The 26,870-nt window shown below is 44.8% G+C and carries 30 protein-coding genes and 1 pseudogene; 6 read left to right on the top strand and 25 right to left on the bottom strand.

What is annotated here, in order from left to right:
• Window positions 1–239: 239 nt before the first annotated feature.
• The 13 genes from FQV30_RS07155 to FQV30_RS07095 all read right to left on the bottom strand — a co-directional run bounded on the left by FQV30_RS07155 (window position 240) and on the right by FQV30_RS07095 (window position 12,682).
• Window positions 240–1,184 (bottom strand): sugar-binding transcriptional regulator, encoded by a 945-nt coding sequence (locus FQV30_RS07155; RefSeq protein ID WP_146499403.1) that lies wholly within the window; start codon window positions 1,182–1,184, stop codon window positions 240–242.
• A 139-nt stretch (window positions 1,185–1,323) separates the two neighbouring features.
• A complete protein-coding gene (lpdA, locus tag FQV30_RS07150) occupies window positions 1,324–2,712 on the bottom strand; it encodes a dihydrolipoyl dehydrogenase (protein ID WP_146499402.1) in 1,389 nt (462 codons plus the stop codon).
• A 7-nt stretch (window positions 2,713–2,719) separates the two neighbouring features.
• Window positions 2,720–4,087 carry a dihydrolipoamide acetyltransferase family protein gene (locus FQV30_RS07145; protein WP_146499401.1) on the bottom strand — a complete coding sequence of 456 codons (1,368 nt, stop codon included), beginning with the start codon at window positions 4,085–4,087 and terminating at the stop codon, window positions 2,720–2,722.
• Window positions 4,088–4,104: 17 nt separating this feature from the next.
• Window positions 4,105–5,088, bottom strand: a complete 984-nt coding sequence (locus tag FQV30_RS07140) for an alpha-ketoacid dehydrogenase subunit beta (RefSeq protein ID WP_146499400.1) — start codon at window positions 5,086–5,088, stop codon at window positions 4,105–4,107.
• 24 nt (window positions 5,089–5,112) lie between these two features.
• Entirely contained in the window at window positions 5,113–6,096 is a 984-nt protein-coding gene (locus FQV30_RS07135; protein WP_146499399.1) for a thiamine pyrophosphate-dependent dehydrogenase E1 component subunit alpha, read from the bottom strand.
• A gap of 150 nt (window positions 6,097–6,246) precedes the next feature.
• Window positions 6,247–6,582, bottom strand: a complete 336-nt coding sequence (locus FQV30_RS07130; protein WP_146499398.1) for a bh protein — start codon at window positions 6,580–6,582, stop codon at window positions 6,247–6,249.
• Between the two features lie 76 nt (window positions 6,583–6,658).
• Window positions 6,659–7,984: an NAD(P)H-dependent oxidoreductase gene (locus tag FQV30_RS07125; protein ID WP_146499397.1), complete on the bottom strand. Its 1,326-nt coding sequence runs from the start codon at window positions 7,982–7,984 to the stop codon at window positions 6,659–6,661.
• Between the two features lie 19 nt (window positions 7,985–8,003).
• Window positions 8,004–8,381: a PTS glucitol/sorbitol transporter subunit IIA gene (locus FQV30_RS07120; protein WP_146499396.1), complete on the bottom strand. Its 378-nt coding sequence runs from the start codon at window positions 8,379–8,381 to the stop codon at window positions 8,004–8,006.
• 15 nt (window positions 8,382–8,396) lie between these two features.
• Window positions 8,397–9,455, bottom strand: a complete 1,059-nt coding sequence (gene srlE / locus FQV30_RS07115; RefSeq protein WP_146499395.1) for a PTS glucitol/sorbitol transporter subunit IIB — start codon at window positions 9,453–9,455, stop codon at window positions 8,397–8,399.
• Between the two features lie 39 nt (window positions 9,456–9,494).
• Entirely contained in the window at window positions 9,495–10,022 is a 528-nt protein-coding gene (srlA, locus tag FQV30_RS07110) for a PTS glucitol/sorbitol transporter subunit IIC (protein WP_146499394.1), read from the bottom strand.
• Window positions 10,023–10,034: 12 nt separating this feature from the next.
• Entirely contained in the window at window positions 10,035–10,421 is a 387-nt protein-coding gene (locus FQV30_RS07105) for a transcriptional regulator GutM (RefSeq protein ID WP_146499393.1), read from the bottom strand.
• A gap of 223 nt (window positions 10,422–10,644) precedes the next feature.
• A complete protein-coding gene (locus FQV30_RS07100; RefSeq protein ID WP_146499392.1) occupies window positions 10,645–12,018 on the bottom strand; it encodes a sensor histidine kinase in 1,374 nt (457 codons plus the stop codon).
• Window positions 12,005–12,682, bottom strand: coding sequence for a response regulator transcription factor (locus FQV30_RS07095; protein ID WP_146499391.1), 678 nt, complete (start codon window positions 12,680–12,682; stop codon window positions 12,005–12,007). Before FQV30_RS07095 ends, FQV30_RS07100 begins: the two co-directional genes overlap by 14 nt.
• 208 nt (window positions 12,683–12,890) lie before the next feature.
• Between FQV30_RS07095 and FQV30_RS07090 the strand changes: the two genes are divergently transcribed.
• Complete coding sequence (locus FQV30_RS07090) at window positions 12,891–13,259, top strand: hypothetical protein (RefSeq protein WP_146499390.1); 369 nt, start codon at window positions 12,891–12,893, stop codon at window positions 13,257–13,259.
• A gap of 788 nt (window positions 13,260–14,047) precedes the next feature.
• Here FQV30_RS07090 and FQV30_RS07085 read toward each other — a convergent pair.
• Window positions 14,048–14,329: a hypothetical protein gene (locus FQV30_RS07085; RefSeq protein ID WP_186725545.1), complete on the bottom strand. Its 282-nt coding sequence runs from the start codon at window positions 14,327–14,329 to the stop codon at window positions 14,048–14,050.
• 433 nt (window positions 14,330–14,762) lie between these two features.
• Window positions 14,763–14,972: a YqkE family protein gene (locus FQV30_RS07080; protein ID WP_146499389.1), complete on the bottom strand. Its 210-nt coding sequence runs from the start codon at window positions 14,970–14,972 to the stop codon at window positions 14,763–14,765.
• Between the two features lie 140 nt (window positions 14,973–15,112).
• On the opposite strand from FQV30_RS07080, the gene FQV30_RS07075 reads away from it, so the two are divergent.
• Window positions 15,113–16,012, top strand: a complete 900-nt coding sequence (locus tag FQV30_RS07075; RefSeq protein WP_146499388.1) for a hydroxymethylglutaryl-CoA lyase — start codon at window positions 15,113–15,115, stop codon at window positions 16,010–16,012.
• 12 nt (window positions 16,013–16,024) lie between these two features.
• Complete coding sequence (locus tag FQV30_RS07070; RefSeq protein ID WP_146499387.1) at window positions 16,025–16,969, top strand: alpha/beta hydrolase; 945 nt, start codon at window positions 16,025–16,027, stop codon at window positions 16,967–16,969.
• Window positions 16,970–17,010: 41 nt separating this feature from the next.
• Here the strand turns inward: FQV30_RS07070 and FQV30_RS07065 are convergent, their stop codons facing one another.
• Window positions 17,011–17,295, bottom strand: a complete 285-nt coding sequence (locus tag FQV30_RS07065) for a hypothetical protein (protein ID WP_146499386.1) — start codon at window positions 17,293–17,295, stop codon at window positions 17,011–17,013.
• A gap of 295 nt (window positions 17,296–17,590) precedes the next feature.
• Between FQV30_RS07065 and FQV30_RS07060 the strand changes: the two are divergent.
• Both FQV30_RS07060 and FQV30_RS07055 read left to right on the top strand, forming a co-directional pair.
• Window positions 17,591–18,386, top strand: a pseudogene (locus FQV30_RS07060) (aldo/keto reductase); the annotation flags it as partial.
• A gap of 207 nt (window positions 18,387–18,593) precedes the next feature.
• Window positions 18,594–18,875, top strand: a complete 282-nt coding sequence (locus FQV30_RS07055) for a hypothetical protein (RefSeq protein WP_146499385.1) — start codon at window positions 18,594–18,596, stop codon at window positions 18,873–18,875.
• Between the two features lie 125 nt (window positions 18,876–19,000).
• Here the strand turns inward: FQV30_RS07055 and FQV30_RS07050 are convergent, their stop codons facing one another.
• From FQV30_RS07050 to yneA, 6 genes are all read right to left on the bottom strand, one after another.
• On the bottom strand, window positions 19,001–20,692 hold the full coding sequence (locus FQV30_RS07050) for an Ig-like domain-containing protein (protein ID WP_146499384.1): 1,692 nt from the start codon (window positions 20,690–20,692) through the stop codon (window positions 19,001–19,003).
• Window positions 20,693–21,010: 318 nt separating this feature from the next.
• Window positions 21,011–21,244: a YneF family protein gene (locus FQV30_RS07045; protein ID WP_146499383.1), complete on the bottom strand. Its 234-nt coding sequence runs from the start codon at window positions 21,242–21,244 to the stop codon at window positions 21,011–21,013.
• A gap of 236 nt (window positions 21,245–21,480) precedes the next feature.
• Window positions 21,481–23,481 (bottom strand): transketolase, encoded by a 2,001-nt coding sequence (gene tkt / locus FQV30_RS07040; protein ID WP_146499382.1) that lies wholly within the window; start codon window positions 23,479–23,481, stop codon window positions 21,481–21,483.
• An 87-nt stretch (window positions 23,482–23,568) separates the two neighbouring features.
• Window positions 23,569–23,802, bottom strand: coding sequence for a DUF896 domain-containing protein (locus tag FQV30_RS07035; RefSeq protein WP_146499381.1), 234 nt, complete (start codon window positions 23,800–23,802; stop codon window positions 23,569–23,571).
• A gap of 58 nt (window positions 23,803–23,860) precedes the next feature.
• The gene (locus FQV30_RS07030; RefSeq protein WP_146499380.1) at window positions 23,861–24,514 is read right to left on the bottom strand and encodes a YneB family resolvase-like protein; all 654 of its coding nucleotides are present in this window, start codon (window positions 24,512–24,514) and stop codon (window positions 23,861–23,863) included.
• Window positions 24,511–24,828 (bottom strand): cell division suppressor protein YneA, encoded by a 318-nt coding sequence (gene yneA, locus FQV30_RS07025; protein WP_146499379.1) that lies wholly within the window; start codon window positions 24,826–24,828, stop codon window positions 24,511–24,513. The genes FQV30_RS07030 and yneA overlap by 4 nt, the downstream gene beginning before the upstream one ends.
• Before the next feature lie 165 nt (window positions 24,829–24,993).
• Here yneA and lexA point away from each other — a divergent pair, with 165 nt between their 5' ends.
• On the top strand, window positions 24,994–25,614 hold the full coding sequence (gene lexA / locus FQV30_RS07020; protein ID WP_146499378.1) for a transcriptional repressor LexA: 621 nt from the start codon (window positions 24,994–24,996) through the stop codon (window positions 25,612–25,614).
• Window positions 25,615–25,688: 74 nt separating this feature from the next.
• Here the strand turns inward: lexA and FQV30_RS07015 are convergent, their stop codons facing one another.
• The 3 genes from FQV30_RS07015 to FQV30_RS07005 form a co-directional block, all read right to left on the bottom strand.
• Complete coding sequence (locus FQV30_RS07015; RefSeq protein ID WP_146499377.1) at window positions 25,689–26,114, bottom strand: hypothetical protein; 426 nt, start codon at window positions 26,112–26,114, stop codon at window positions 25,689–25,691.
• 145 nt (window positions 26,115–26,259) lie between these two features.
• Window positions 26,260–26,460 carry a hypothetical protein gene (locus FQV30_RS07010; RefSeq protein WP_146499376.1) on the bottom strand — a complete coding sequence of 67 codons (201 nt, stop codon included), beginning with the start codon at window positions 26,458–26,460 and terminating at the stop codon, window positions 26,260–26,262.
• 140 nt (window positions 26,461–26,600) lie between these two features.
• Entirely contained in the window at window positions 26,601–26,783 is a 183-nt protein-coding gene (locus FQV30_RS07005) for a hypothetical protein (RefSeq protein ID WP_146499375.1), read from the bottom strand.
• Between the last annotated feature and the right edge of the window lie 87 nt (window positions 26,784–26,870).

Genomic DNA, 26,870 nt, shown 5'->3' with positions numbered 1-26,870 from the left:
CCCCTCCAGTCCCTGTTTGCTTTATAGTTCGGTTTGACAATCGGATTGGACCTTTTTGTGCCAGCAATCGCTTTTTAATAGCAGTTCATCCCTCACGATTCATGCCGCTTCCCAGAACGAGGCTATAGGTTTTCATTGGATACAAATTGTAACTTAAGTGATATTTTACCATGCTGCTCCATAAAAAAACAGAAAGCTCTGGAAAGCTTTCTGCCGCGGATGCGCTTTTCGTTTGAATTCTATTTCTGAAACATCAGTTCCGCTGTTACATCGTCTATAACCAAAACATCAAGATAGCCGCCGTTCAACGCGGCTTTTACACTTTCCGCCTTATGAGCCCCTTCCACTATGCCGATCACTTCCGGGATGTTCTTGAACTCGTTCAGGTCAAGGCCAATCACCAAATCGTTCAACGGATGCTTGATCTGCTTTCCAGCCGCATCAAAGAAACGTGAGCCGATGTCTCCTGCGGCTCCCGCTTGCTGCAAAGATTCCAAGTCGGCTTCGTTCAGGTAATCCATCGCAGACATAGTGGAGCCTTCGAATGGATTGCCGATCCCTACTACAGCCATTTCAACGTTGCGCCCTTCTTCCAATACCATCGCGATATCTTCTGATTGGACCAAACGCTGTTTCAATTCATCCGACCCGACCATTGCGGGGGCATAAAGATAGGAACAATTCGAATTCATCTTCTTGGCCAGCTGATACGCCAACAGGTTCGAATGGATTTCAACCAGCTTTCTTCCCATGCCGCCTACGAGAGGAATGATTTTCAATTCCTGATGCTGCTCGTACGGATATTCCTGGACAAATTTTGATAGTGTACTTCCCCAAGAAATCCCTAAAGATTTGATGCCAGGCAATTTTTTTGATACATATACGGAAGCGGCTTTACCCAATGTTTGCTTGACCATTTCCGTCGTCAAATCGGTAGTGGGTATGACAATCGCTTCTTTGAGATTGTATGTTTTCTCTAAACGATGCTCCAATTCAACTGTGTGGGCGCTTTCATCTTTAATGTATATTTCAACGATGCCAATATCTCTGGCTTTGTTGAGCAACTTGGAAATCACAGGGCGGGAAACGCCGATTTTTTTTGCGATTTCCGCCTGTGTCTGTCCGTCGAAATAATACAGTTTCGATACTTTTACAATTTGCCTGCGTTCTTCCCAATCGATCATCGTGACACCTTCTCATCAAAGTTTCTTAAAGTGAGAAATACCCGTTATCGATTATTTCCCCATGTCTATTCCATACAGTTTACCACTAACTAAATTCTACCATCTTTTGTGGGGATTGGCAGAAGGTTTTCCAAAAAAATTAGTGATGGACTCCTTTGTCGAGCCATGAAGATGCCGCTTCGTATACGCTTTCGGAAACAGTTGGATGAGCGTGTATCATGGCAGCCAACTCTTCGACTGTCCCCTCTAAATGGATATATGCTGACGGTTCCGCTATCATTTCTGTAACATGGGAACCGACCATAGTAACGCCAAGTATTTCTCCATACTTTGTGCCCGCTATCAACTTTGTAAACCCTTCTTTTTCGCCTCGGGTCAAAGCTTTACCGTTTCCTGCATGGTCGATTTTCACCACTTTATAAGACAGGTTTTTCTTTTCCGCTTCTTCTTCAGTCAGGCCGACACTGGCAATCTCGGGACTCGTGTAAACACAGCGCGGCACAACGCTATAGTCCATCTTTTCCTTTCCCCCGGCCGCATTTGCAGCTGCTATAAGCCCTTCTGCGCTTGCGACATGCGCCAGTTGCCATCCGCCCACCAAATCTCCGACAGCGAAAACGGCAGGGAGGCTGGTCTGCATATATTCATCCACTTTTACAAAAGGTCCATCCATTTCCAGGGCTAAATCCGGAAATGCAGATGTGTTCGGCGCTCTTCCAACCGACAACAAAAGGGCTGCAGCTTCTAACGCATCTTTTTTCCCGTCTTTTGTTTCCACATTCACCAGCTGCCGGTTTTGCCGCTTCTCGACGCTCATCACTTTCGTACTGGTCAGCAAGGTGATTTTTTTCTTCTTCAACTCTTTTGCAAGAAGTTTTGAGGCATCCTTGTCTTCGCTTGGAACAATTCTTTCGCCCATTTCAACAACTGTGACCGGCACATTCAAACTGGAAAAAATGCAGGCCAACTCTACACCGATAATTCCCCCTCCAACAATCACCATGGAATCTGGAATTTCCGGTATATCAAAAATGGTATCGCTCGTATAATAGGCTGCCTGATCCAACCCTGGAATCGGCGGTACAATGGGCTTTGAGCCGGTAGCTAGAATGATCTTTTCCCCCCGTATGGTTTCTTCCCCGCTTTCCAATCGGATAGAGACCATTTTATCCTGTAGCACTTTTCCATGGCCGTTGAAAACATCGATATTGCCTTTTTTCATCAAATATGCGATTCCGTTTCGCAGCGTTTGTATGACTTCATCTTTTCTCTCAAGCATTTTTGAAAGGGAAAAAGTAAGGGATCCGGTTTCAATCCCCCAGCTTTTTGCCCTTTCAATATCTTCAATGATTTCAGCGTGGCGCAATAATGTTTTAGAAGGAATACAGCCACGATTCAAACAAGTCCCTCCAAGTTCCCGTGCTTCAACAAGCGCAACTTTTTTTCCCAGTTTCGCTGCTCTGATTGCCGCCACGTAACCTCCCGGGCCTCCACCGATTACCGCCACGTCATAGTTATTCAATGACATCTACTCCTTAAGTTAATAATTCGTACGGTTGTTCAAGAATCGTTTTAAGTTCGGTCAGGAAAGCTGCGGCCGGCGCGCCGTCTATTACCCTGTGATCGAATGACAGGCTGACTGTCATCATTGGACGGAGCACGATTGAACCGTTCAAGCCAACCGGTTTCTCGTTTATACGGCCGACACCGAGTATCGCCGATTCCGGCTGATTGATCACCGGTGTAAAAGCATCAATGGCATACATGCCAAGATTGCTGATTGTAAACGTGCCGCCGGACATCGCATCTGGCTTCAGCTTGCTTTCCCTCGCCGCTTTGCCTAATGCTTTGCATTCCTCTGTAATCGCGGCAAGCCCTTTTTGGTCTGCATTTTTCACAACAGGCACCAGTAAGCCATTTTCAACCGCCACTGCCAATCCGATATTTATAGCCTCATTAAAAACAATTTCGCTGCCTTCTAGGGATACATTGATATTTTTATGGCGCTTCAAGGAATGGGCTGCAGCTTTTACGATGATTTCTGTATATGAAAGGCGGAGTCCTGTCTGCTTCTCGATACTGCTCAAAAGCTGTTTGCGCATGCCTACAACTTCCGTCATGTCGATTTCGCTTGTTAAAGTAACATGAGGGGCTGATGTCTTGCTTTTCACCATCCGCTCGGCTACCACTTTTCGGATCCCTTCCATTTTCACCCGTTTGCCGGCGGCAGCTGCCGGCGAAGAAACCGGTTGTTTGGCCCCTTCGACATCCGTTCTGTAAATCTTGCCTTGCGAGCCGCTTCCTTTCACATCCTGCAAACGGACGCCTTCTGCCTCAGCAACTTTTTTGGCGAGCGGAGTAGCTTTTGGAGCAGCGCTTGAAGCAGCGAAAGCCATTACGTCTCCCTGATGTATCCGTCCGTTCGGCCCTGAACCTTCAACATCAGCAAGTGAGACAGCCTCCTCTTTTGCTACACGGCGGGCTGCCGGAGTGGCACGCGGTTTTTCGCTTGCTGCAGCCGGTTCTGAAGAGGGTTGGCCTGAAGGTTCGCTTCGCTCCTCAGGAGTCGTGTCAAATACGTCCTCTTCATCTTCTTGCTGTTCTTCTTGCTGAACCGACCCTGCTGCTCCTGCCTCGCCTGGAGGCGAATCCGGAACCTTTTCACCGGGTTTTCCGATATAGCCGACCACATGATTGATCGGAACTTCATCATCTTCTTCAAAATATTTTTTCAGGAGGACGCCTTCCTCGTAAGCTTCGACTTCAATATTGATTTTATCAGTCATGATTTCAAACAAAGGATCTCCGACTTCTACGGTGTCCCCTTCATCTTTGAACCATTGCAAGAGGGTTCCCACTTGCATCGTGCTGCTTAGTTTGGGCATGAAGATTTCTTTAGCCATCTTTACGTTGCTCCTCCCTACAATCGGTTTACTGTTTCTTTGACTGCGGCGATAATATCGTCCACTCCCGGAATCGCCGCTTTTTCCAGTTCCGGGTTATAAGGAATTGGAACGGACTTGCCTCCAAGCCGTTTGATCGGCGCATCCAAATAATCGAAAGCTTCGCTTTCTGCGATCACGCTGGCAATTTCCCCTCCGAACCCGCCGCGTTTCACCGCTTCATGCACGACAACTAGCCGGCTTGTTTTTTTCACCGATTCGATAATGGTTTCTGTATCCAAAGGAACAAGCGTCCGAGGGTCAATCACTTCGACGCTGATGCCTTCTTTTTCAAGCTCGGCAGCGGCTTCCAGCGATTTATGGACCATGATGGCCGTAGCCACAATCGTGACATCTTTTCCTTCCCGTTTGATATCCGCTTTTCCTAACGGGATGGAATATTGTTCTTCCGGCACATCGGACTTGGTTTTATAACAGAGCTTGTGCTCATAAAAAATGACCGGATTATCATCATCGATCGCCGCTTTCAAAAGGCCTTTTGCATCATAGGCTGTCGAAGGCTGAACGACTTTCAGTCCCGGAATATGTGCCATCCAAGCTTCAAGGCTTTGGGAATGCTGGGCGGCCGCTCCGGTTCCAGATCCTGCCGGGGTCCGCAGCACCATCGGCACCTTCCCTTTCCCGCCATACATATACCGGATTTTAGCTGCCTGATTTACCATATTGTCCATAGCGATCGTGATAAAGTCGGAGAACTGGAGCTCCAATATCGGACGCATGCCGGTCAAGGCCGCACCGACAGCGGTACCGGAAATAGCCGCTTCTGATATGGGGGTATTGCGAATCCGCTCGGGGCCGAACTCTTCAATCATCCCCCGAGTAACGCCAAATGCTCCCCCGTAGACGCCGATATCTTCCCCTAAAATAAAAACGTCTTCATTTTGGCGCATTTCCTGGCTCATGGCTTCTCTGACCGCTTCCAAGTAAGTTAATTCCCTCATTCTATTTGCCTCCTCTATCCGTAATCAAGCGTAGATATCTTCCATTAAATCGTCCAAGCTGGGATGCGGGCTATCAGCCGCGAACTCCACCGACGCTTCAACTTCATCTTTTGCTTCAGCTTTGATTTTTTCAGCCGCTTCTTCGGTCAGGATCCCTTCTTGAACGAGTACCAATCGCATCCGTTCAATCGGATCCTTCAGGCGCCATTCTTTTTCTTCTTCCCGTGTCCGGTATTTTTTCGCATCACTTTTTGAGTGGCCTTTCCACCGATAAGTTTTTGCCTCGACAATCGATGGTCCTTCACCATTGCGTGCACGGTCCACCGCTTCGCCGACTCCGTTCATGACGTCAAAGATATCATTGCCATCCACCACTTTCCCCGGAATGCCGTAGCTTTGCCCGCGCTGTGCAATATTTTCGATGTTCATCATTTCTTTTGCAGGCCCTGACATGCCATATTGATTGTTTTCGCACACGAAGACGACCGGCAGCTTCCAAATGGAAGCCAAGTTGAGCGCTTCATGAAAACTCCCCTCATTTGAGGCGCCATCGCCAAAAAAGCAAAGCACTACAAAACCTTCTTTCTTCATCTGAGAAGTTAATGCTGCTCCCGTTGCGATAGCAAAGCCGCCTCCAACAATCCCATTCGCCCCGAGATTTCCTTTCTCGACATCCGCGATGTGCATGGAGCCTCCTTTGCCTTTGCAATAGCCGGTTGTCCGCCCAAACAATTCAGCCATCATTCCGTTGACTTCTGCACCCTTGGCGATACAGTGGCCATGGCCCCGGTGCGTACTCGTTATCTTATCCCGGTCTTCCAGAACCGCAATAGCCCCGACAGCTGATGCTTCCTGTCCAACCGCCAGATGGGTTGTTCCGTGAATCATGCCTTTAGCGAAAAATTCATCTACTTTTTCTTCGAAAAATCTGATCAGCCACATTTGCTTGTACAGATTCACCAGATCTTTTTGGTTTACTCGAGGTGGTAAATTAACTTTTTGGGTCATAGCATTTCCTCCTATTTACATTTGTTCCGAACGATTACATATGTAATCGCCCGGGTATGCAAAAGTGCATCCGTCAATTCCCCAAAAGGCCAGCCTCTTCAACATTCGAGAAAGAAGCTTGGCCCAATGATAACGAATACCCAATAAACATTATTTCTTTTTTTTATAATTCCAGATCACTTTACGTGTGCTGTTAACATCTTTTAAAACTTGGTAAGGTTTTTTTATAACTCTTACCGGGAGCGAAAACAGCAAATGGCTGAGATCTTTCCGGTATTCTTCTGTCACCCGCGTGGGCTTTGTCGATATGCGTTCGTAAATTTCTTTATATAATTCTTTTTTTACATCAATTTTAAGTTCTTTTGTTTTGTTGCATTCCAGGCAGCGGATGCTTTTGATCTGGCTGTTGATATACGTTATTTCATGGTCGACTTCTTCCCGGCAATGAAGACAATATAAACCTGCTTCCATTTTCTTTACCTTCATAAAGAACACCTTCCCGTTTAGATGTTTGATACATTTCCTGCTCTTTCAATGTATCATTTATCTGTCGGATTGGATATTATGCTTTCACCGCAACCGCTTTGCCGGTGTCCGTTTTGAACGTTTCATCCTGCATGCGGCGCAAACGCCAGATCGTGGAATCCACTGTTTGGACAACGTCGTCATAAGTGATGATTTCACCTTTTTTGATTGAGCGTTTCAACTGGACATTGCGGTCAACCAAACCCAATGGAAGCGCATTTTCCTTTCCGGCATCTTCTGCAGAGAGAATCGAGCCGTAAACTGTGAAACCGCCGATTCCGTCCAGAAAGTCGCCTTCTTTCAGATCGATTTTGGCTACAGTTACCGTTTCTGCCTGCAGGCCTTTCCACGGCGCTATCGTCGCTTCATTATAGAAATAAGCCCGCGCGACCGAAATTGGCGTTTCTAAACTCGTCAGGTGATATGGACGATAAAGCACGTAGTTAGGGCCGTCCCCCATGCTCAAGTATTGCATTTCGTGATTGACTTCCTCTTTATGGGAAGCCACTATGGCAAAAACTCCCGGAGCCACTCCATTGATATATTCTACTATTTTTTTGTTGTTGACTTGTCCACCATCTTCCTTCAATTTGAAAATTTCAGGAAGTCCTTTTACATCGCTTACAAATCCGTTCATTCCAGGCTTGTCCGGCAAAAATCCAGTAGCGTTTGCCACCGCGGTCATTTCTACCATCGTCTTTGTGCCGTCCTGGAACGAAGCCAGCATTTTAGGGCTTGCCCCTTTTCTTGCAGCTTCTTCTGCTGCCGTATCGGGGTTGGCCGCTTGGTTCAACGGGTTGTTTTTCCCTTTTCCTAGCGCTACAACTTCAAAACCAAGCGCATCTGCAAAATCATAAAGCTCCATAATAGCTCCAGGTTCGTCGCCTGCTGTCCCTGTATAAACCACTCCGCTTGCGTCCGCCATTTTTTTGAGCAGCGGGCCGACTGTAACATCCGCTTCAACATTCAGCATGACGATATGCTTTTTGTTCAAAATAGCATCCCATGCAATTTTGGCACCAATATTCGGCACTCCAGTAGCATCAACAACAACATCAACTTCAGACAATGAAGTCACCAATTGCGCATCAGTCGTCGCTACAACTTTTCCTGCTTGAATCGCTGCTGCCGCTTCAGCATTGTCGTTTGTCTCGACTATATCGGATGAGGAAACACCGGATTTAACATAAGCATTCTTTACGTTGTCGACTTGGATGTCGGCTGTTACCACAACTCTCATGCCGGCCATATTTTCTATTTGGGAAATCATTCCTCTTCCCATTTGCCCTGCACCGACCAAGCCGACCTTGATGGATACCCCTCGGTTTTCCAATTCTTCTAGCTTTCTATTGATTCCTAGCATTCAATTAGCCCCTTTGCTGTTAGTATTTTACGATGCGAATTGCAGAATCCTTGGTCAGAACAGGCATAGGCTTCTTTTCCACGCACATTGTCCCTGGAAGTTCCGCTGTCTTTTCTCCATTGAAGACAATCGTGCAATGCCCGATTTCCTTGAGCGTATCGTTCACTTTGCTGCCAACAAAAAGGATTTCATAGCTTTCCCCACTGATTTCCAATACATCCCCGACTTCAACTTCTCCAAGAAGATCCGATTTTTCATGAATCACACCGATCATTCTCAGAGCTTCGGGTACAGTATCATTAAAAATGATCAACATGCTTTCCTCTGCGAAAAGTTCAACTTCTTCACCGATTTCCACTATTTTAGATTCGTATTTTTTAGTCATAACATCCCTCACCTGTCTGCCTCCTTATTAGTTATACATGCCAAAACTGAATAAATAAGCGATTACCACTGCCAATGGCCCTGTGATTAACCGGGATATCAAAACGGCTGGAACCCCGACTTCGATTGTTTCCGGTTTCGCTTCCCCTAATGTCAATCCGACTGGAACAAAGTCTGCCCCGACTTGCGGGTTTATGGCAAACAGAGCCGGCAAGGCAAGTTCTGGCGGAATGTTTCCACGGCCAATCTCCACTCCGACAAGAACACCGACAACTTGGGCAATTACGGCTCCTGGCCCAAGGAGAGGCGAAAGAATCGGGATCGCACAAATTACCGATAAGATTAAAAGCCCGAAAATATTGCCTGCGAGCGGCGTAACGAAATTCGCAATCACATCGCCGATGCCTGTGTATAAAATTATCCCGATCAGCATACTGACAAATGCCATGAACGGCAAAATATTCTTAATAACTTGGTCGATGGTTTCACGGCCGGCCTGATAGAAAATACCGACTATCTTCCCGGCGCCGCGGCCGACCCTCTCAATGATGTTCTGCTTTTTTTGCGGCTGGTACGCTGCCGCTTTGCGTTTTGCTTCTTCCTTGATTTCTTGTGGCGTCCGGTTCTGCTGGCTGACACTCGGGTTCTCCACTTCGTCCACAGCTTCTTTTACCGCATTGGAATTTTCGAACGTGCGGTCTGCAACCCGGATATCCGATACTCCAACACCGGATACAAAGTTTTCTTCGTTGATAAATTTCATCAACGGACCGGAAGGTGATGTGGCGTTGATATTGACAGTCATTACACCCATCTTTGGATATACGCCGCATCTTGCAGTACCGCCGCAATCGATAATAACGCAGGCCATCGACTCTTTTTCATAGGATCCTTTGAATCCGTCGACCGCTTCAGCCCCGGTCAATGAAGCGATTTCTTGAGCGACTGGATGAATTCCGCCCCCTGTTACCGAAACAATGTATTTTTGGACGTCGCTTGGCTGGATGGTCAGAGGGCCGCCCCATCCGCCCCGGCCTTTTGTGATGGTAACCGCCTTATAGTTCGTTGATCCATGAACTGCTTCCATTATTTACGCCTCCCCTTTTGTGAACACGGTACTATTTGTTTATAATTCCATCCCTTTAGCCTTCATCATTCTGGTAGTGATAATTTCAGTTACAATGCCTCGGATCAAAATGACAATGATACCGACGAGAAAGAACCGAATAGCCAATGGCCCAAGCGACAAACCGAGTGTGGTAATTCCTGCGGAAACTCCCAGGTAGACAAATAGCTCTGCCGGATTGGCATGCGGGAACAAACCTGTAATCGGATGGACAAAAGAAACGGCTGAATCGTAAAAAGCGGGCTTCTGCTTTTCGGGAAGAAACTTGCCGAAAGTGTAAGCCATCGGGTTGGTCAAGAAAAACACTGCTAAAACCGGGAAAAGCGTATAGCGGAGAATGATGTTTTTAGTGCTTTTCCGCGCCAGCCTATCGATTCGTTCTTCTCCGACAATCCGGATGAGGGCATTGATTGCTGTGATCAACACAATTAGCAATGGAATAATTCCGGTGACCAAACCTACAAACGTTTCGCCCCCTTGTTGAAACATCCCGATGAAACCTTCCGCCAGCTTAACTAGAAAATCCATGTGTCTTCCTCCTTAAAAAGCTAAATTTGTCTTCTTTTCCATTTGATTTTCAATCTGCTCAATTGCCATGACAAAAGCAGCATCAAGAGGTTCTTCTTGCAGGCGTGCTCTTATTTCTTCCAGCGCCATTCCATTCCATTGGACAAATGGCTGAAAACGGCTGAATACTGTAACCCCTTTCATTATTTGGCTTTCCACTACTCTTCCATTTGTATCAGTCACCAAAATGGCGATAGCACCTATACCCAATTTCTGTTTTTTTATGCCGACTCCAAGAAATCCAGATGGCCGGTTGCTCAGCTTTTTGATTGTCTCCTGGTAATTTTTCATTTGGACTCTGGTAAGCAATAGCTGCAAAAGCCAAACGCCAGCGAATATAGCGATTACCCATCCCCACACGTTTGCCCCTCCTCTTTACATATGTTCTAATGCGTAACAATTGTTATTAGGGTAATTATAAAAGCGCTTTCATGATAAATCAAGACTAAATTGAAAGAATTTTTAAATTCTTATCATTTTGTTTTCGCCTTTCTATTCAAGCTATTGGAAAAAGGCACAGAGCCCGTCAATGGCCATCTGTGCCTTCGATAAAACAGAATTCTATCCACTTCTTCTTCATCACTTACTCGGAGAAAGGCAGTTTAACCCAAAACATTGTTCCTTGGCCAAGTTTGCTTTCAATCTCAATGTCGCCTTTGTGGGCTTCTGCAATCGACCTTGCAATGGAAAGGCCAAGGCCATAGCCGCCTTCTTTTCTGGTTCTTGCTTTATCAGCGCGGTAGAAACGGTCAAAAACTTTCTCTTGTTCTTCCTCTGTCAAGCCGATGCCATTGTCTGCGACAGACAAACTGAACTCCTGACCTTTTTTGCTGCAGCTTTTTCCTATCACTATTTCGACGCTGCCGCCTTCAGCCGTGTATTTGATGGCGTTTTCAACCAATATATAAATCAACTGAGTAAGTTTATCCTGGTCGCCGAATACATTCATCGGATGTGGCGCAGAAAGCTGTAAATCGATGGATTTTTCCCCCGCTGATTTTCCGAGTGATTCCATGACAGCAAGGGCTGCCGGCCGAATATCAAACCATTCCCTTTTTAAAGCAGACACTATCTGTCCAGAATCGGATCTTGCAAGGGCCAGCAATTCATCAATCAGTTTGGTCATCCTCTTCACCTCAAACTTTAACGTCGATAACATTTTTCTGGCAAATGGATCATTGGCATCGGTTTCCATGTCCAACGCTTCCACCGCAGATAATATGACGCTAAGGGGAGTCCGAAGTTCATGGGAAGCATCAGACACAAATTCCTGCTGGGCAATATATGCCTGTTGGATCGGCACGAGGGCACGCTTCGACATCCAAAGGCTCAGCAAAACTCCGATGCCGATAAACAAGGCGGCGATGCTGACAAAGACAATTAGAACCCACCTGAAAATATTGTTCAAAAAGGAAATATCCAGCCCTAAATACATCATTCCGACTGTTTGGCCATTCGTCACTACAGGCTCGGCCAACATCAAAATCCGGATATCAAAGTCCCTGAAACGGCTAAACTCCGGATCATTGTCGGGAATTTTGATATTCTCTGTTCTTATTTCTGTACGTTCAGGAGTCCAATGTTCGAGAAAACGCATGTAAAAGGGACGCAGTTCATCAATGCTCTCATTTGCTTCAATTGTTTGCCCTTCAATATCTGTCACATATAAAAACAATTGGTTTTCGCTCAAAAAACGCCTTCCTTCACCCTGCTTACGGGAGTCCCCGTCAATAGACCGCAGAATATTCCCCATTTCCCGCTCGGCGAGCGACCGGATATTCTGTTCCTGTTCATTGATCAGAACTTGGTACAGAATAAGCAGTGTGATTATTACAAAGACAATCAAAAACAAAGAAATAATGCCGCTGTAAAACAAGGTTAGATTTTTTCCAGTCCGGGAAAACACATCTGCCTGCTCTGCGTTAGGACGTTTTTTGGAAACATCAGGTAGCCTCAATTTTATATCCTACTCCCCGGACTGTTTCGATGATGCTCCCCTGATCTTGTTGGTCGATCTTTTTTCTCAATAATTTTACAGTAGCATCTATCGTTTTAAGGGAAACTTCTCCATCAAATCCCCATATCCGGTCAAAAATCAATTCTCTGGTGAGTACTTGGCCGCGGTTTTGCACCAGCATATCCAAAAGCTGAAATTCGCGGGGAGTCAGATTGATGATCTCGCCTTTTTTGGAAACCGTATGGCTTGTTCTGTTTATGGCCAGCCCTTTCAGTTCGACCGTTTCTTCTTGTATCGGCGCCAGATTCCTCCTCGCCAATGCACGCAACCGCGCCCAGAGTTCATCGATTTCGAACGGCTTGACCAAGTAATCGTCCGCTCCGGCTTCCAATCCGTTCACCCGGTCAGTAAGCGCGTCTTTGGCTGTAAGCATTAAAACCGCTCCGCTGTATCCATCCTTGCGCAAGCGTTGGCAAACCTCAACGCCATCGCCATTTGGCATCATCCAATCCAGTATAAGAACATCATAGAAAGAAGCGCATGCATAGTCGTATGCTTCCATGCCTTCTGTCACCCAATCCACGTTTTGCGCCCCTTTTTTCTTCAATAAGTGGACAATCAATTCACCAAGATTCTCATCGTCTTCTGCTAACAATATTTTCATCGCCGTCATCCTTCCACTGTCCTTTCAGCTAAATAAATAGTAAATCATCTCTTGATGAAAAAGAAATGAAAACTCCTTCTGCTCCGCTGCCAATAAAATCCCCTTTCATCCCTTTATCATTTTCATCGGATTTTCATCTGTCTCCATTATATTTTTCATTGCAAGCATCTTGATGACTTCACAAAATCGATTTCAAGGAGGAATAAGTATGAACAGAAAACTATTCGGTTATGCACTGGCTGCCGCTTTATCATTGGGGACAGTAGGCGGGACACTTGCTTATGCAGCAGACTCAGAAGAAACTTCCATGGCAGAAGAAGCAAGCACAGTAAAAGGCATGCGGGGTTTGGACAATATAGATGAAGCGGCAAAAAGCAAAATAGAAGAAATCCGGGAGCAGGTCGAAACGGAATTGGAAGCGCTTGGCGTGGTACTGCCGGAAAGAGGGGCGAAAGTGGAAAGGTTCGCTAATCTTGATGAAGAGACAAAAGCGAAAGCGGAAGCGATTTTCGAGAAAGTCAAAGAAGGTACACTGAGCCGCGAAGAAGCGAAAACCGAACTTGAAACCTTGGTGTAACAATTCCGGAAAAACAAGGGCGCCAAGATTTTCTCGCTGGCCTTGATGATGAAACAAAAGAAAAAGCCCAAGCCATAATGGATGACGCCGAAACGCAGTTAGAAGAGCTCGGTGCAGATGCCCGTCTTTTCGGGGGCGGCCGCCATCATGGCCACGGACATGGCCACTGAGAACAACTTCAAATGAAACCATTTTTTCCGGGCTTGAAGAGAACTTTCAAGCCCAAAATATTTAACAGTAGGGCCAATCGGACTCCCCAAAAGATAAAACAGAAGAAAGCAGATGAGAACCATGATGAAGATTATCAAAACTCCCCAAAATACAGTCTTAGCCATTACAGTCCATGACAATATCCCTTCCCAAATTCTAAGCCAGTATTTCTTTTACCAATAAGTCACCCTTCCGGTCAACCTTTATTTCACTTTAAAAAAGGCTGCCTTAAAAAAGCCCCATACACCGCCTGTTCTTCAGTGGATCTCAACAAAAGAAAAAACGGTCAACGGCATCAGAATCACTGAAAGCCATTAAGCATTCCGGTTTCATAAAAAGAACCTCCGCCAGCAAAACCACCCCATTCAGATAAGAGGTGCAAAACGCTGAACTACCAACCGGAACTGCAATGATTCAGTAAAAAAAAGAGCACTTTAAAAAAAGAAATAGCACCTCAATTTTGCATGGTTTAAAGACCATAGCAGCGAATCAAGATGCTATTTTTTATGCTTTTTCCTTCAATCAAGAATCCGCCATTTGAGTGGACACGTTGAAATTTCACTTATATTAAATGCGGTTTAGTCCGAGTCCTTGGGAACTTTGGGCACTTTTGCCACCAAGACGAGCAAAGACAAGGCCAATGTCAGCAATGGAAAAGTGATATTCCTTAATGATAAAAATAATTCGATATTAGGGTCGAAAGAAAAGCTATACCAGACTTCGTACAACACATTAAGCAGCAAAGTTACGATTGGACCTACAATTACTTTTTTTGAACGGATAGCTGCAAATAGCCCGAACCCGACAACTCCGAAAGGAACAATCACTAGTTGCTCTAAAAAGGGATCGATAAGCGGCATAATAGAACTCCATTTCTTAGTTAGGGTGATTGGATTAAATCGTCTATAATTTCTATTTTTTTCCTCCTTAAAATAATATACTTACTTATTCAAAGAAACAACAGGCACCTTAAAAAAATTTCTGGCGCTGTATAAATCCTATAATATTTCTTTCCTTACTTGATTGTTAACAAATGAATTGGCAGCCGTTTTGGCGCAAGTTTCAGCCTCTTACAATAATCAATGCAAGGAGGTTGAAAATCATGCTAATTCGATTGCTAAAAAGAGCGCGGTTTCAGGATAAATCTTGGTATGACAGCATTAAAAAAACCGTTAATTCACGCGCGAATTAACAGTCTCATTGATATTATAATTGTATTTTTGCGCCTTCCGACTGGACGGGGCATGGCAAAACAGCGGAGGCTCTTTTTTGTACCGAAAGATGCGATTTCCGTTAATACTTGTTTCCTTTATCGCCGTGGCGCTCCAGCAATTCTTCGAACGTTAAGTTCTTTTCCCGCTCCTTGCGCTCAAACAATTCACGGGCCTGTTTTTCTTCCGCCTGTTTTTGTTCTTCTTTTAACAGGGCATTCTTTGTTTCCTGCAATTTCGCCAGAATATCTTGAGGCAAATTGCTGATGTTTTCTTCCTTTTTCTTTGCCATAAACTTCCCTCCTTCGATCTTGGCGCAACAGGCCACCCATGACACCCTTGATGCCTTAACAGACTTTTTCACTTGAGAATTTCAGTTGCGAGTTGCTCTTTTATCCTCCAGCTCTATACAATGGAGTTAGGAGGGATAGTATGTTCAGTTTACCAAACAAAGTGACGATTATCGAGGTGGGACCGCGTGATGGCCTGCAAAATGAAGCGAAACTTGTTCCCGCTGAAAAGAAACTGGAGTTCATCCATGCCCTGCAGGAAGCAGGCATCGAAGAAATGGAGCTGACATCGTTCGTGTCCCCGAAATGGGTTCCGCAGATGTCAGATTCGAAAGAAATTGTAAGCGCTGTCCAAAAAACAGGGCGGCAGTTTGTGTTGACGCCAAACGAAAAAGGCATCGCTTCCGCCCTTGATGCAGGAGCCCAAGCGGTAGCGGTTTTTGTTGGGGTCTCCGATGCGTTCAACAAAAAGAACATCAACAAAACAACAGCTGAAAGCATGGAGACGCTGAAACCCCTTGTCCTCAAATTGAAACAGGACGGCGTATTTGTCCGCGCCTGCATTTCCACAGCTTTTTATTGCCCATTCGAAGGTGCTGTCATGCCTGACGATACAGTTTCCTTATGCCGCCAATTCACTGAATGGGGCATTGATGAACTGAGCGTGGCGGATACGATAGGCATGGCTTCTCCGAAAGAAAGCTATGATTTGTTCAGCCAATTGGCCGAAGCGTTTCCGAGCGTGATGTTGACCGCCCATTTCCACGATACGAGAAAAATGGCAATTGCCAATATTTACGCGGCCTTGCAGGCCGGCATCAGCCGTTTTGACAGTTCAGCCGGCGGCCTTGGCGGCTGCCCGTTTGCGCCTGGGGCCACGGGAAACGTGGCAACTGAAGATGTGGTCAATATGCTGCATCGCTTAGGCATCGAGACGGGCATTGATCTCGATCAGTTATGCGCAGCTGTCGAAAAAATCGAACCCTATGTATCTCATCCCATTGCAACAGGCATGTACACATTATTTAAAAACCGCAAATGAGGAGTGTTGTTTATGGCAAAACGCATGCTCTGGTTTACTGGAATTTTCTCAAGCCTCACTGCATTGACCACGGTTTCCGGAATTGCCATATCCAATCAACTGATGTACTTGAAGAAAAAAGATGAACATTTGATATTGGAACGGGAAACTACAGCAAAGCGATATGATGAATACTGGTACGCCAATGCCAACAAAAGCGAGCGCTGGATCGAGTCGGCGAATGGCTATTCCATCAAAGCGATTTTTCTTGAACCACACCACACCAACCGCTATGCCATCATCTGCCATGGCGTCACGGAAAATAAAGTCAATTCCTTCAAATATGCCCGCATGTTTGAACGCCTCGGTTTCAACTCTGTCGTCTATGACCATCGGCGCCATGGAGATTCCGGCGGCAAAACGACGAGCTTCGGGCATTATGAAAAAATGGATTTACAGGCGATTGTCCAGGCGCTTCAAACGCACGTTGGCCCTGAGTTGATGTTCGGAATCCATGGCGAATCAATGGGGGCGGCAACCACTCTCCTGTATGCCGGCATGGAAGACAGCGCTGCTTTTTATATTTCCGATTGTGCTTATTCAGACATCTACGAACAAATCCTGCATGTCATGAAAACAAAGACGCAGCTCCCCACTGCCATCAGCTTGAAGCTGATCAGCGTTTTTTTAAAGCTGCGCGACGGCTATTCCATCCGGACTGTATCGCCCCGCGAAGCGGTCCAACAAATCCTAAGCCCCGTTTTGTTTATCCATAGCACACATGATGAATTTGTGCTTCCGAAAATGACGCAAGAATTGTATGAGTTGAAGCCGGAACCAAAAATGCTGAAGTTTTTTGAAGAATGCGCCCATGCCCAATCGTTCAATGCCGATCCGATTGCGTACGAAAAAACAGTAGAAGAATTTTTGGCCCATTTTGGTTTGTTAGGTGAAGAAACGAAAAAAAGCGCCTTGTGAGCGCTTTTTAACAGGCTGTCGAAAAACTCCCGGCAGCTTTTTCATTGATCCGGCGTTTTTTTCTTGTTCAAAACCAACTTCATGCCGGCTTCTCCTTCCGCCCCGATAAACAGCTCTGTGATCGGCCCCGATTTCACCACGCCTGTAATGTGGAGTTCGATTGTATCCAGACTGTAATCTGTCATGCCTTTTACCAAATCATTGATTTTATCCAGCGAAAGCGGGAAAGCTTTTTGAAGTTCATTTTTCTTCACTTGAAACCGGCCTTTTTCTTCTTCTTCGATTACCGGCATGTAGACGACGAATCTCTCTTCTTCACCAGCCATGCCTCCACCTCCTTTCACCTTTTCTTTCCCATTCCATAGCCCTTCACAGGATTTCTAAACCCCTGCAGCAGAATTTCCCAATAGAACTGCAGCCCTTTTCTTCTTTGACTTTTTCTTTGAACCCATGAATCATAAAAGGTGTTGTGATCAAAAAGACCAGCCGGAAGATTTCCGGCTGGTTTTACATTTCCCCTGTAAAGGGTCATTCTCATTCAATTGTAGTTCTCTCTCAGCCGGTTTACATCCGTCTATGGCGGCAAACCGAACAGGCGGGAATATTCCCGGCTGCTCTCTCGGAACCAGCGAGGAATTTCTTGGCCGCGCTATAAAGGATTATGCAAATAGGGACGAAATTGTGCTTGCGACTAAGATTCACGGCCGGATGCATGTGGGTCCGAATGAGTCAGGCTTATCACGAAAAGCCATCATGAGTGAAATCGATAAGAGCTTGAAGAGATTGGGGACCGATTATGTTGATCTGTATATTATCCAGCGCCGGGATCCTTATACGCCTATTGAAGAAACGATGGAAGCATTGCATGACCTAGTAAAAGCCGGGAAAACAAGATATATCGGCGCTTCAGCCATGTACGCATGGCAGTTCCAGAAAGCCTTGCACGTTGCCGAGAAGAACGGCTGGACACGTTTCGTATCGATGCAAAACCATTACAATCTCATCTGCCGTGAAGAAGAAAGGGAAATGCTTTCTCTTTACAGAGAAGAAAAAATCGGTGTTACGCCATACAGCCCACTTGCATCAGGAAGATTGACCCGTGATTGGTCAGAAACAACCCGCCGCTCCGAGACAGATCAAATCCAGAAATCCAAATATGATGCTACTGCTGATGCTGACCGGCTGGTTGTAGAACGAGTTGCAGCAATTGCAGAAAAACGAGGTGTTCCCCGCATCCATATTGCACTTTCCTGGCTGCTGGAAAAAGAACCAATAACGTCTCCTATCATTGGCTGGCGCAACAAAGCTGTCCCACCTTGAAGATGCTGCAGCTGCCTTGTCTGTTAAGCTATCAGCAGAAGAAATGGCATTTCTTGAAGAACCATATATTCAACATTCAATAATAGGCCACCAGTGATTGTGTAAATGGAATCCCAAAACTCAATTCTCCTATCAGGAAGAATTGTGTTTTTCTTCTGGTCATCTTTCTGGCCAAAAATCCTTCATTACCCTTTTCTCCTTTGAAATAAACCTAAATGTCACGAAGCAGCCAATATTTTTTTAAATTTCTTCTTTTCTTTTTCATTTTTTTGCGTATAATTCAATTATTGAAGGAGGAATGCATATGGAAAACCATACTTTCAAAGAAATCAAACAGTTGAACACCAATTCGGCACATGCGATGGGCTTTTTAATGGCTGGAATTATCGCCCTTTTGGGATACGGATTTTATCAACAGTCCCTGCCTGCGTTTCTTCTTGCCGGCGTATTTACTTTGAATTTAATCCTGGAATCCCGCGCTTACAAAACAAGCATAAAAAACGAATTGAAAGCAGCAAAACTGCATGAATTGATGAACCAATTGGCTAACGATTCCTCCACTAAACAAGATGAACGCCTTTCATAAAGAATTATTTGGCATTATCAAGCAATTTTATAGCATTACATAGCAAAACCCACCGGAGCTTTGAACGCATCGGTGGGTTTTCTGTTCGTCTTTCAGCATTGTTGCGCCTTCAGGAAAGAAGCTTCTCAGCTCACTTTGACCGTTCTGCTCTTGCTCTTATTGCCGGATTTGTCTTTGGCATAGACTTTTATGGCCGAGCCTTTCTTCTGCGCTTTGATTTTCACTTTGAAAGCTCCTCGGCTGTCCACTGTTCCTTGCCCGATTTTTTTGCTTCCGCTGTAAACGTAAAGTGCTGCCCCTTTTTCTCCCTTGCCGGCTACCGCAACAGTTTTACTGGTTATTTTATTCACCGCAGGTACTGCAGGAGCGGTTTTATCCAAAATCTTGACCGTTTTACCAGGACCTTTGTTTTTTGCTTTATCGACCGCATAAACTGATACGCTCGTTCCAGCTTTTTGTTTGGAGATTGTGATGGAAAAGGCACCGTTCTTGGCTGTCGCTTTTCCAATCTTCTTGGAACCTGCTTTTGCATATACAGTTGCATTCTTTTCGGCCTTGCCAGTTAATGTGGTCGTTTTATCGGTAACTGCATTTACTGTTGGAAGGCCTGGAGCCGTTTTGTCAGTTACTTTCACGGTTTTACTTGCACTTTGGTTTTCTGCTGCATCCTCTGCATAAACCGATATACTTGTTCCCGCTTTTTGTTTGGAAATTTTAATCAAGAAAGCACCGTTTTTGGATGTTGCTTTTCCGATTTCTTTGGTTCCGACTTTAGCATAAACCATTGCATTTGTTTCCGCTTTGCCAGTAACTGCAGTAGATTTATCCGAGACCGCATTGATCGTTGGAGTTTTCGGAGCGGTTTTGTCTATATGTTTTTTTACATAAGCAGAAGAAATGAATCCTTTTGACTTTCCGTCTAAAGTTTTGACAGGAAGCCAGACAAATTGATTTTTACTTTCTGTATTTTTATCATATTGAAAGGGTCCTGTAATTTCTAAGACGGTTTTTTTTGTAGCCAATTTATTGTCTGTTCCAGAAGTTGAAGGTTGAAACCTTAAGTTTCCTACCCCGCCCGTTACAATAACTTGATCACTTTTTTTAAAGAGATAATTAGAAAGATGTAGTGGATTGGTTAATGTATATGTATCTTTTAAAAAGATTATATTCTCTGTAGAATTTGGGTCGTACTTAAAATGTTCGGTCTTGAATGGAAATTCCGATAAGCTTACCTCAGCTAAAAAACTTTTCTTTTTAATCAAAGAAAAAACTTGTTCTTGATAGGCATTTACATTAATTAAACCAGTTTTTTGATAAAGTGGTGAATTAACTGACTTTGTTCCGTTATAAGCCATTATTGGAAAATACCAGTTTTCTATTTCGCCTATTCCTGCATCCTTTATTTTAGGAATTTTGTAAAGGTATTTTTCATTTAAAATTTTTACTCCTGCTTCGATGTTATAGACAATGTCGTATTTTAATCTCTTTACATCTTCATAGCCTTTTGGTTTTGTCGTAATTTGCATAATTCCGATTCCACCGTCACTAGCAATAAGAGGCTTGTCTTTTTCTTCATACTGACGCCAATCACTTTCTTTGTACGCTACCGCTTTTAATACCTCTGGCGGAATATTTGCGTCTAAAGCTGCATTTGTCAGCAGGCAGTTAATATGCTGAAAAGAAGGATCTTCCTTTTTCTTTATTTCCCCGAACGCAGAACATTTGGAGGCCAAGTCAGACGCTGCAGAAGTTTCTTCGAACGCCAATCCAAGAAATAAGCCCATCAGTAATCCGGCCCTTAATACCATCGATTTCATTTTCCCATTCTCCAATCTACCTAATTGCCTTTATAGTTAAATTGTACCACGCAATTATAGATTCAGAAAATATTTCTAAGACATTTTTGTGAGAGGATTGAGCCGGAATGAGCATTAGAAAACTGCCGCATATAAAAAACCACTTTTTCCGTTTCAACGGAAAAAGTGGTTTTACAGCAGCAAACAAATAATCTTTCAACTATGATCATATGAAAAAATCCCTTTAAAGCTTTAGAGGAATAACTTCCCAGATGGTTGATCTCCTCACGCATCGTGGACCAAGCCCATAACTCGCGGAGCTGCTGCCAAGTTTCATATTTACTTTTTAGCAGGTTTATTAGAAGCTTTATTCATTTGAGCCATCATTTGATTGATTTTCTTTTGAGACGGTTTTTGTCCCATTTGCATCATCATAATACGGAGCATCTCTTCATTAATCGGTGGATTTTCTCTCAAATACTTCATCATATATTGACGAGCGATGAAAAAGCCTAGAGCAACACCGGCGATCAACGCCACGATTACTATTACGATCCAGATCCAAGTATCCAAATTTGTTACCTCCTTCGCGTTGCCTAAATAATACTGCACCACAAAGGATTATACTATAAAAACTTCAATGTGACTACAAGAAAAGCGGAAGCGATCGAGCAAAACCCGACAGGATAAGCGGAATCAGCGAAGCGGCGTTCTTTGCCACGCAGCTGAGCTCGCTTATGACTCCGAGGGTTTGATCGCCGGAGCTGGGCATTAAGAAAAGCGGAGGCGATATTCACCTCCGCTTTATATTATTCTTGAATCAGATTTTTCACGCGAGCTACAACGTTCTCAGGAGTGAATCCGAATTCCTGCATAATGCGTTCACCCGGTGCACTAGCACCAAAGTGGTCGATTGCCAGAATATCGCCTTCGTCGCCTGTATAGCGTTCCCAGCCGAATGAAGTGCCCATCTCGATCGCTAAGCGTTTTTTAACTGTTTTCGGAAGCACTGACTGCTTGTATTCCTTGTCCTGCTTCTCGAAACGGTCCCATGAAGGCATAGAAACAACCGATACAGCAATTCCTTCTTCTGCAAGCTGTTGTTGTGCAGCTACCGCTAGGCTTACTTCAGAACCTGTTGCCAAAATCAAAGCTTGCGGGTTTTCTGCAGGCGATACCACGTACGCGCCTTTTTCAACGCCTTCGCGGGCAAGTTCGCCGCTTCGTTCCAGCACAGGCAAGTCTTGGCGTGACAATACCAATAATGTCGGCATTGATTTTGAAGTTAACGCCAAACGCCAAGCTTCTTTCGTTTCATTTGCATCTGCCGGGCGGATAATGCCTAGATTCGGCATTGCACGAAGAGATGCCAATTGTTCGACCGGTTCGTGGGTCGGTCCGTCTTCCCCTACAGCTACACTGTCATGGGTAAAGACATATGTTACAGGAAGACCCATTAAAGCTGCCAAACGAATCGCTGGGCGCACATAGTCGCTGAATACGAAGAATGTGCCGCCGAACACATGAAGTCCGCCGTGGAGCGCCATACCGTTCAATGCAGTTCCCATTGCGAATTCACGTACGCCGAACCAGATATTGCGGCCGGCCGGATTTTCCGCATCGAAATCTCCGCCGCCTTTGATGTTTGTTTTGTTTGAACCTGCAAGATCGGCACTGCCTCCGAAGAACGATGGAACCGCTTTTGCAATTGCATTCACCATGTCGCCCGAAGAAGCGCGAGATGCCTGTTTCTTACCGACTTCGTACTCAGGGAACTCTGCATCGAAATTTTCAGGCAAGTCGCCGCGGATAGCCTTCTCCAATTGAGCAGCAAGCTCAGGATGCTGCGCTTCGTACTCAGCATACAATTCGTTCCAAGCTGTTTCCGCTTTTCCGCCTAGCTCTTCTGTCGCGTTCGTAAACGTTTCATAAACTTCTTCCGGAACATGGAAATCTTTGTCAAACGTCCATTCGTAATATTCTTTGGCCAATTTCATTTCATCTTCGCCTAGCGGTGCGCCATGGACATCCGCTTTACCGGATTTGTTTGGAGCGCCGTAGCCGATGACAGTTTTGACTTCGACCAAAGTCGGTTTGTCGGAAGACTGTTTCGCTTGCGCGATTTTTGTTGAAAGGTCTGCCAAATCATTGCCGTCTTCTACGCGCAAGTAATTCCATCCGTATGATTCAAATCGTTTTTGGATGTTTTCAGAAAAACTCTTGCTTAATTCGCCGTCCAATGAAATATCGTTGCTGTCATAAAGAACCACCAATTTGTTCAGTTTCAGATGGCCCGCAAGAGAAATTGCTTCGCCTGCCACGCCTTCCATCAAATCGCCATCTCCGCATAAAGCGAAAGTGTGGTGGTCGACGATGTTCAAGTTATCTTTGTTGTATGTAGCAGCCAAATGGCGTTCAGCCATCGCCATACCGACAGCCATGCCAATTCCTTGGCCAAGGGGCCCTGTGGTCGCTTCTACCCCAACCGTATGGCCGTATTCAGGATGTCCAGGAGTCTTAGATTCCCATTGGCGGAAATTTTTGATCTCATCGATTGACAAGCCATAGCCGCTCAAATGCAGCAAACTGTATAAAAGCATGGATCCGTGACCCGCTGACAATACAAAACGGTCACGGTTGAACCATTCCGGATTTTTTGGATTGTGGTTCATGTGTTTTGTCCATAATGTATATGCCATAGGAGCGGCTCCCATTGGCAAGCCCGGATGGCCCGAGTTAGCTTTTTCGATAGCATCGATGGAAAGCGTACGAATCGTTGTTACTGCAAGTTTATCTGCTGTAGTCGACATAAAAACATCCTTTCTGAAATCAAAAATATTCTACTAATCTAGTTTAGTCAACTAAGGTAAAGAATACAACGAAAAAGAGAATAAGTATTAGTTCAAATACTTATTCTCTCGGATATTTTTAACCTTTTCAGGAGTCACATCGTTTCCGTTCGGGTCAATTACTTTCACATTTTCAATAGTGCCGCGCATTGTTTCGCGGAAAGTCTGCAAGTATTCCTGTCGCAGTGCAGATTGTTCTTTTGCTTCTTCCAAAGACAAGCCTGCGCTTTTTGATTTTCGTGATAATTCATTGATGCGCCTCAATTTATCTGGTGATAACATAGACATCCACCTTTCTTCTTACAATATCGTATAAAAAAAGAAAGGTTTCTGCAAAGATTTAGCTTTGAGAAAACTTTTCGTATTCCTTAAACCTTCTATGGACAGTGGCTTTGCTCGCCTGATAGCCGAACCCTTGCAGTGTAGTCGCAATTTCATGGAATGTCAGCCCATTGGCTTTCAAACTAACAATCTGGTCAATCGGCAACTCTAAGCGTTCGCGCCCTTCGGGATTTCCTCTGCCTTTTAAATTCTTTTCAGGTTTATAGCCGTTCTCGACAGCCCGCTTCATGCCGCGCTTGATCTTCGCATTGTGTATTTTCCGCTGATATTCCTCAACAATCGCCAAGATCTCCAATACCATGTCATCCATATCGTTCAAAGCGATTGGCCCTTGATCGGATAGCGTGTATACTTCCACTTCATACTTTTTCATGACGTGCAAAAGCGCAATGCGGGCATGTCCACGCCCTAACCGTGTTTCGTCCTGTACAAATACGGCAGCCACCTTATCCGTTTTGATGCAGTTCAGCAATTCAAGCAAGCCTTCCCTGTCCATTTCATAGCCGCTATGCTGATCAGCAAATACGCCATCAACAATATAGCCTTGTTCGGTTGCGAATTTCATCAATTCTTCTTCCTGTCTTTCCAGCGAAGATTCCTGTGTGTCTTTCGTGGTGCTCACCCGGCAATAAATCAGTGCAGCTTTTCTCATTCGGCATCACCAGCTAATTTCACAGTATCATCAGGCGTATATTTCAGCTGGTCGGAAGGAATCTTGATCGATTGCCCTGCTACAATATGGGGAGTTGCCAAGTCATTTTCCTTCATGATCTGTTCTATCCATTGCTGATGGGGAGTGTTTCCGCTGAACGCTTCAGCCAGTGTCCAAAGCGTATCGCCTTCTTTAATCTCAACATGGCTGACTTGAACATCATCGTCCTTCAGGGAAAGAACCGTATAGAAAGAAAACGTAAGAATGAGTGAGAAGAATAAGATCAAGTAAGAGTTTCGTTGAAAAAATGTCAAAAAGACCGCCTCCTAGGAATGTGTGTTCGGAATGTATGTTCTCATATTAATGCGAACAAATGTTTTTGTCAACAATAAAATTCGAACCTATGTTTGCATTTCAAAGCCCAAGTTGATATACTATTGATAGAAAAACAAGAAGTACAACTAAAAGAGGTGAAACTGTTGAAAAAGGTATCGAAACGCCAAGAAGATATATTGACTTTCATAAAAGATGAAGTTCGAGCTAAAGGGTATCCGCCTTCTGTCCGCGAAATCGGAGAAGCAGTCGGCTTAGCTTCCAGTTCGACTGTTCACGGGCATTTGGCGCGGCTTGAAAGCAAAGGGCTGATCCGCCGGGACCCTACTAAACCAAGAGCAATTGAAATCATCAGCACAGAAGAAGCGCTTATTGAAAAAAGCCCTGTCCTTCATGTTCCTTTGATCGGTAAAGTAACGGCCGGGCTACCAATCACGGCTATCGAAAACGTTGAAGAATATTTTCCTTTGCCGCAATCCTACGGATCGGATGATGACCATGTTTTCATGCTGGAGATCATGGGGGAAAGTATGATTGAAGCCGGTATTCTGAACGGGGACTATGTTGTGGTCAAACAGCAGCAAACCGCTAACAACGGTGATATCGTTGTAGCTATGACCGCTGATGATGAGGCTACAGTCAAACGCTTTTTCCGTGAGGAAAACTACTTCCGTTTGCAGCCGGAAAACTCTTCGATGGATCCAATCATCGTAGACCAGGTCTCCATCTTAGGGAAAGTGGTCGGAGTCTACCGCCAGATTCATTGAAAAAAAGACGTTGAGCATACCGGCTCAGCGTCTTTTTCATTTTCATCCTATCGTTTAAACCGGTTTGCAGACCATTACTCGTTGGTATACAACTCCTTGTAAGCGACTACCTTCAGAGCCAGAAGCTCATCATCCGTCAACTTCGTTTCCAGTGTTTCAATAACATCCACTGGGGACATGGTTCCGTTCTCCACACTTGTTTTAATTCTGTTCATTTCAGTCAGCCCTACTTTCTGGATCAAAACCCGGCTTGCTTCACCAGTAGTGGCAAACGGCAAAGATTCCTCATCAGCCGCTTTTGCTTCCTCGATATACCCAGCCAGTTGCGGATCATTTTCAACATAAGACTTGACCGTTTCGATTTGGCCGGTACTTTCTAGTTCGGCAACAGCCCGATCAGCAATTTTCTCTGATGCAATATTGGTTCCCGCATAATAGATGCCGTAGCCAATCACAGCAAAAACAAGAAGAATTACGATTAGGAACTTCAAAAACTTCATATATCAACCCTCCTTAAATTCGCAAGTTAATATACAGAACGCCACAGCTGAAAGAAAGTTCGTCAAAATCCAAAAGACGATGCCCCGAACTCAAAGCTATGGATTCATAGCTTCGAATTCGGGGCGTCGATTTTTATAAACCTTTTTAAGTTGCAGATTCGGTTTTCCGCTGTTCGGCAATCCACCAGTCTATATGAGCGAGATCAAAAAAAACGGTGCCGCCAAATGACTTTTTATGCGGAATCTTTCTTTTCGCCATGTACTCGTGCAGCTGATCTTCCGATAATGGAAAATCCGCTGACTCCAAATACTCCAGCAAGCTTTGTACCCCTTGGATCTTACTCATTTAATCACCTCCCACAAAATCCTCTTTGCAGACTCCGCTAAAGAAAATTCAGTACGAGTTATTAAACTACTGGGGTATTTTAGTTATACCCTTATCCCTAAGGTTTAATCCTTGAACCTGAAATAAGTCTTAGTTTTCTTCTAGACTTTCGTCAAGTAACGGGTGAAAAATGATTTGCCGTCCTGCCCGAGTTCTTTCAAAATGATGTAACTTTCTACTTCATCCCATTTTTCCTCATCAGCAAGACACGTAAAGATTTTTCCTTTGTAAAGTGCGGCATAGCGGTGCGAATGGATGATAACTTGATCTCCCTGCCTGAACACGAGAATCATCCCTCCCCTTATGATGCTTATGTATTCACCTCTTCCTATCCCTTCGCCTTCATTATAAGCCAGCTCTTTGATTTTACA

The sequence above is a fragment of the Planomicrobium sp. CPCC 101110 genome (assembly GCF_007859395.1).
GTDB lineage: Bacteria > Bacillota > Bacilli > Bacillales_A > Planococcaceae > Planococcus.
The sequence above is the reverse complement of the archived record's forward strand: the minus strand, read 5'-3'. Positions and strand labels throughout refer to the sequence as shown.